Annotated in this window: 4 protein-coding genes; all 4 read right to left on the bottom strand. The window is 64.3% G+C overall.

From position 1 onward, the window contains the following. Positions 1-332: 332 nt before the first annotated feature. On the bottom strand, positions 333-2,567 hold the full coding sequence (locus ACIQD6_RS36150; RefSeq protein ID WP_401891323.1) for an amino acid adenylation domain-containing protein: 2,235 nt from the start codon (positions 2,565-2,567) through the stop codon (positions 333-335). Between the two features lie 203 nt (positions 2,568-2,770). Continuing rightward, entirely contained in the window at positions 2,771-4,111 is a 1,341-nt protein-coding gene (gene glyA, locus ACIQD6_RS36145) for a serine hydroxymethyltransferase (protein ID WP_401891321.1), read from the bottom strand. Between the two features lie 180 nt (positions 4,112-4,291). Then, positions 4,292-5,191 carry a hypothetical protein gene (locus tag ACIQD6_RS36140; RefSeq protein WP_401891320.1) on the bottom strand — a complete coding sequence of 300 codons (900 nt, stop codon included), beginning with the start codon at positions 5,189-5,191 and terminating at the stop codon, positions 4,292-4,294. Between the two features lie 30 nt (positions 5,192-5,221). Further along, positions 5,222-6,415, bottom strand: a complete 1,194-nt coding sequence (locus ACIQD6_RS36135; RefSeq protein WP_401891317.1) for an MFS transporter — start codon at positions 6,413-6,415, stop codon at positions 5,222-5,224. Positions 6,416-6,520: the final 105 nt, after the last annotated feature.

The raw sequence follows: 6,520 nt of genomic DNA, 5'->3' as shown, positions 1-6,520 counted from the left end.
CAAGCCGGGCGGGCCGGTAGAAGGCCCGACAGGAAGGCGGAGACGGCCGCGCGAACAGCCCGTCCTCAGTCGGTGACTATCGGCCGGCCAACCTGCGCGGGTCCGGTGCTGTTCGACCGGGCGGTGGAGAGTCTGCGCTCCCAGGGCTTCTCGGGAACGGACCGGCACCGGACGGCTGCTCGGCCATCACCTGCGCGCCGGTGCTCCACCGCGATCACTTCAACATCGGATGACTCCCACTCCGGCAAGTGCTGCACGTGATCGCGCCGATGAAACCCGTGGCGCCGGTCACGAGACAAACGGGCATGGCTCCTTCGTATGTCTGACAGGACCTAGGCGTCGGGTTGCTCGCCGTATCGTTCGGCCAGGTGATCCGCCAGGGCGGTCACGGTCGGATGCTCGTAGATGTCGGAGATCCGCAACCGTCGGTCGATGCGCACCATGCTTCGGATCGCCTTCATGGAATTACCGCCGTGGTCGAAGAAGTTGGCGTCGCCGTCCAGGTGATCGACGCCCAGGACCTCCCGCCACGCGTCGGTCACCACACGCTGCCAGTTCCCGGCCCGCTCCGGTTTCCCCTGCGGCGTGCGCGGGGTATCTCCGCCCACTTGTACGGGTGAACTCAACACGCGCCGGTCGACCTTGCCGTTCTTGTTCAAGGGCAGAGACTGAACGATCTCGATCGACGAAGGGACCATGTGCTTCGGTAGCCGTTCGTGCAGCACGTCGAACAGCGGCGCGTAGTCCAGCGTTCCACCACGCCGGGCCGTCACGTATCCGACCAGTGTCACTTGACCGTCCACAGCCTCTCTGGGTACCACCACGGCGCGCTTCACTCCGGGATACGCGGCAAGGACGGATTCGATTTCCCCCAGTTCCACCCTGATTCCATTCACCTTGACCTGGAAGTCCTTCCGCCCAAGGATCTCGATCAGTCCGTCGGGCCAGAACCTCGCCATGTCACCGGTCCGGTACAGACGCTCCGAGACATGGTCGCCCCACACCCACTGGACGAACCGCTCCCTTGTCTCCCGAGGGCGGTCCAGGTAGTCGCGAGCCAGGCCGACCCCCGCGAGATAGAGTTCTCCGACCACACCGACGGGCACCGGCATCATCCGCTCGTCGAGGATGAACGTCCTTTGGTTGGCAAGCGGCCGGCCGTAGGGAAGGTGGCCACCACTCCACTCCCGGGACGCGTCCCACTCATAAGCGGTGGAATGGACGGAGGCTTCCGTCGCACCGCCCAGCGCCACGAACCTGAGGTCCGGAGCGACCTTCCGAAAGCGTGCCGGCATCGTCGTCGGCACCCAGTCCCCGCCCGTCATGCAGAGCCTTAGTGGAAGCGAACGAGGACCGCCGCTGACCTCGGCGAAGTCCAGAAACAGCTCGATCAGTGGAGGCGCCGAGTTCCAGACCGTGACGTGGTGCCGGTCGACCAGTTCCCACCACGAAGCAGGATGGTATCCGGCCTCCGCATCCGGGATGACGACTGTGCCGCCGGCGATGGTAATGGCGAGGAACTCGTACGCCGACATGTCGAAACTCGGTGAGGACAGCGCGAGTACCGCGTCTTCGGGTCCCACACCGTATCTCGAGTTGAGATCCGCGAGGTTGTTCAGCACGCCGCGGTGTCGCAGGGCGATCGGCTTGGGCGTACCGGTGGAACCCGACGTGTGGATCACGTAGCAGAGGCTGTCCGGGCGGACCGCGGTGACCGGATTCCCCGCGGATGGGTCGGGGCGGCTCCCCAGGTCGTCGACTGACAAGCACTGCCGCACCTGTGACGGAAGGATCCGGTCGAGTCCCCGACAGGTGATCATTACTTCGCAGCCGGTGCCGAGGACCATCCTTTCGAGACGGTCCCGCGGGTATGTCGGATCCAGGGGCACGTACGCGCCGCCGGCCTTCAGAACGCCCAGGATCGCTATCAGCAGGCCGGGGGTCTTTTCGAGGTGGATGCCCACCCTGACGTCCGGTCCGACTCCGAACTCGATCAGACAGTGGGCCAGTTCGTTGGCCCGTCGGTTCACGTCGTCGTACGACCACGACTCGGCACCGAAAACGGCCGCCACCGCATCGGGCGCTTTCGCGGCCTGGGTTTCGAACGCCTGGTGGAGGCAGATGTCCTCGGTGAGACGGGTGCCCGTGTCGTTCCAGGTGCGGAGCATGGTGTCGGTTTCGTCTGCCGTCAGGATGTTCAGCCGCGCAGCCGGGGCATCCGGAGTGCTCACCATCTGATCCAGCAGGACCTTGTAGTGCCCCGCGACCCGATCGGCGTACGCGTCGTCGAATCCGGCGGCGTCGAAACTGAGTGTCACCCTCGACAAGGCGAGGTCCGCGTAGAGGACCAGTTCGTGTGCGACATCGGTGTCCGCACCCGGGCCACTGGTGAACGAGACGGCGAAGGGCGCGGGTTCGAGGTCCGATCGCGGTGCGCTGCTCATCCCTTCGACGAGATCGATAGTGGTGGACTCCTCGGTGACGGCTGAGGAAATGGTGTCCTGGCCGTCGAGTACGTCGATGGAGACCCTCTCGAGGGCGGTGTACCGGTGGATGAGAGCGGTCATCGCCGCAGTCAGAACCGACGTGCATGAAAGCTCTCCGCCGGGCGCGGGAAACGCAACGCCGAGGGATCGTTCCAGACGCTTGCCCGTTCGTCCTTGACCCTGCGCCGGACGGCCCAGCATCGCGGGAAAGGATGTGGAAGTCAGCTGAGCCTGGTGATCGGTGAAAGTCATGCCTTGAGCAACCTTCCGAACGAGGCGGGCGTCTACTCGGCTTCGAACTGAAAAGGAAACCGCGCACAGAGGGTGCTCACGTGGCCGCGCACCGATTCGCGAAGCGTTCCTGTCAGCTCATAGTGCGTGGAATCGTGGACCTTGATACCGGACAGCACCTCGTGCACGAGCCTTGAGCATTCACGAACCTCGAGGGGTCCCATTCCCCGCTGCGCGAGGATATTGGTGCCGAATCGCAGGCCGCCGCCGACAGTAGGGGGAAGCGGGTCTCCGGGGATCTTGTTTCTGTTGACCAGAATTCCGCATTCTTCGAGTGCTCGTTCGGCCACGACCCCGGTGAGCCCCGCGGCCCGGACGTCGACCAAAACCATATGGTTGTCGGTGCCCCCGGTCAGAACGTCGTACCCCAGCGTCACGAGTTCGTCCGACAGCGCCTTCGCGTCATCCACGACGCGTTTCATCGTGGCCTGGAAACCGCCGCTCGACGCGATGCCCAGGGCGCGCGCCTTGGCCGCTATCGAGGACGGGTCCGGCGTTCCCTGGAACCCGGGGAACACCGCGCGCTGCATGAGCTTCCACAGCTCGGTCCGGCCGTCCGCCGAAGCCCGACGGTGGTCCTTGCCGAGCAGGATCAAGCCTCCTCGGGGACCCGCAAGTTGCTTGTAGGTACTGGTCGTTGTGATGTGGGCGTAGTCGATCGGGCTCGGATGTTGTCCTGCGGCGACCAGGCCGGCTATGTGGGAGATGTCGGCGAGGAGGTAGGCGCCGACACGATCCGCGATGCCCCTGAACCTGGCAAAGTCCAACCATCGGGGAAACGCGCTCGCTCCCGCGATGACGACCTTCGGGCGGTGTTCGAGCGCGCGGTCGAGGATCTTGTCGTAGTCGAGACTACCGTCGGGTTCGACGCCGTAGCGGGCCACGTCGTAGTACTTCCCGCTGACCGATGCGCTCGCTCCGTGCGTCAGATGTCCACCGGAATCGAGATCCAGTGCGAGAACTCTTCCGCCGCGGGGCAGCAGAGCCGCCATGACCGCCAGGTTTGCCGATGAGCAGGAGTGCGGCTGGACGTTCGCGTACCGGGCGCCGAAGACGTGCTTGGCACGTTCCACCGCAAGCCGCTCGATCCCGTCGAAGTGCACGGCACCCGGGTGGTAACGCGCCCCCGGGTAGCCCTCGGCGGTGACGTTCGACATGACTGTGCCGTTCGCGCAGAGGACTGATGGCGGGGCCACACTGGCGGAGGCCACCATCGACAAGCTTGCGGTCTGGTACTCCGCCTCGGCATCGAGGAGCGCTCCGAGGCCCGGATCGTTTCTCGTCAGTACGCTCCAGCCCCTCTCGGCAATGGACTTGGTCGTAGGATTTGCCATTTGCCCAGCTTCAAGCACAGGAGACTCCTTGGATGCGATCACGCGGTGCAGGTCGCGCCGAATAAGGGCTGGAATTCATCACTGGGATCAGATCAGCCGCAGAGAGGTTCCAAGCGGAGGCAACTGCGAGTTACTGGGAAATCACCGCAGCGCAGGACACATTCGTTCACTCTGCTGGAACTAGGCGAATTTTCGCTTCAACCAGGAATCGTCAACGTATTCGGTCGTCGCGTGGAAATCAATTTCCAATTGGCTCAGGAATGAACTGATCACGTACACCTTGTCTGGCGCGAACCGCTGCAAGGCTTCGACCAAGCCCGGAACATCGAGAGAACGGGTTTCACTCGCGACGAGTGCCTTCGCGGCCTCTGCGCTTGAGGACAGCGTGTACATACCGGGAACGGCCGTGACCACAGGAGCTTTCGGGTGACCGAGCTCATTCTCTTTCAGCAGAGTCTCCAGCCGCCGACGACTGGGCTCTCGGAACGATGAGTGATACGCCTGATGTGCAAGGGACCGGTCCACCACTTGCAGGTCCGCAGGTCCCTCGCTGCGCGCCGATTCCAGCGCCGACCGCAGGCCGGACACCATGATCATGCGGCCGGCTCCGTTGAGAACGGGACCGAAGTCGCAAGATATGGTCATTCGCTCCGGCTGGTCGTAGTAGCGCCAGTCGATCGGCGCAGGTACGAACGCGAAACCGATTGCTTCGTCCCTCTCGGTGTCTTGTAGATGCCTCTCCCGAAGGAAGCTCACCACCATTTCGGTCGAGGCCGCGCCGGACGAATGCAGTGCGGCGAGTTCCCCCAAGGAGACACCACCGTAAACGGAGACGGCACCGTGATAGTGCTCCAGTATCCTCCCCACGCTGAGCATGGCGGTCATTTGCCGTATCCAGCGCAGCAGCACCGGATGGACTTGCGGCACCTCGCCGTCAATGAGGTGGTCCACCGGAACTTCAATCGCTTCGGCAAACTCATAATAAATCGACTGCGCAACCTCCGAGTTTCGCAGCATCGGTTCGTAGCTGCGGAAATCCACCGCAGCGTCGGCGGGCCCGAACAACATGAACGTCGTCACGACAGCTCCTTCCCTTCACTCTTGCAGGATTCAGTTCTCCGACACCGCTTCCGCACTGCTCACCGTCTTCTTCGATGCACTGATGGCGAGTGCCAGCAGCCCCAACGAGCTCAGTCCGAGGAGGGCTGCGACTGCCGGCAGCAGTCCGGCCCCCAAGCTGCCCAGCGTCAGGCCGCCAATGGCTCCGCCCAGCGAGACCCCGAGATAGGTGCTCGACGTGTTGAATGCCAAGGCCTGGACAGCGGCAGGTCCGGCGAGCAGATAGAGCCGTGCCTGAATGGCCGGGGAATTCCAGAAGGCCATGCCGCCCCAGATCGTGCCCACCACAACGAGGACAGTGAAGGGCACGGGACGGACGAACCACAGCAGGCCCAGCACCACCATGATTCCGGTGAAGAGTCCGATTCCGGTGACCAGGGCGCGGTCCGGCCCCCACCGGTCGGTGGCCTTCCCGCCTGCCCAGATACAGAGGATGCCGGCAAACCCCGAGAGGCTGAACGCGAGCGCTCGCTGGTCCACGCTCGCCTCGCTCACCGCCGAGAGATAGGGAGCCATGTACGTGAGCATCATCATCGAACCCGTCATGAGCACGCAGTTCGCCAGGAGTCCGAGCGACACCGGCAGATTGCTGAGGGCCCGCAACTGCTCGCGCATGTCCGGCACTTCGCTCGCCTTGTCGCCCTCGCGAGGCAGGGCCACAAGCAGGAAGGCCAGTGCTGCGACCCCGCCCACCGCCATGGCAACGAAGGTCGCCCGCCAGCCGTAATGGCCCCCGATCCACGTGCCGATCGGAACTCCCGCCGCGATCGAACCCGTGACACCGAGCGCCACGACGGCGACGTACCTTCCGATGTGGCTTTCCGGGGCGCGCTCGGCAGCGAAGGCGAACACCGCGGGAGTCGAGGCCGCCGCCGCCAACGCCGCAACGATGCGCAGCGCCGTCAGGAGGCCGAAACCGCTGGTCGTGGCGGCCACCAGGTTGGCCGCAACGAAGACCACGAACGCGGTGGTGAACAGGCGACGCCGGGGCACCCGCGCAAGAGCCAATCCGGCGATCGGGGCGGCCACGGCGACGGTGAGTGAGAAGACAGTCACCAGTTGGCCGGCATGTGCCTCACTGACATCCAGATCTCGCGCGATCTCCGGCAGGACCCCAGCAATCACATAGTCGTCGGTGTACAGGACAAAAGCCGCAACGAGCAGCGCAAACAGCCACGCGGGCACAACGGATCTCCTTAGAAGTCATCTCATTTGGTTCGGTAGGCTCTCGGTCGTGGTTGCGATCGTTGAGCGGCTGGTGCCGGATGAGCTGTGGGAGCTGTTCCAGCG

This window comes from Streptomyces sp. NPDC088400 (genome assembly GCF_044753355.1).
Lineage (GTDB): Bacteria > Actinomycetota > Actinomycetes > Streptomycetales > Streptomycetaceae > Streptomyces.
This window is presented reverse-complemented; position numbering and strand designations above follow the sequence as displayed.

What these genes read in the sequence shown, in the direction of transcription:
- ACIQD6_RS36150 (WP_401891323.1), bottom strand. Translation starts at nt 2,567, where the DNA reads ATGACCGCTCTCATCCACCGGTACACCGCCCTCGAGAGGGTCTCCATC.
- glyA (WP_401891321.1), bottom strand. Translation starts at nt 4,111, where the DNA reads ATGGCAAATCCTACGACCAAGTCCATTGCCGAGAGGGGCTGGAGCGTA.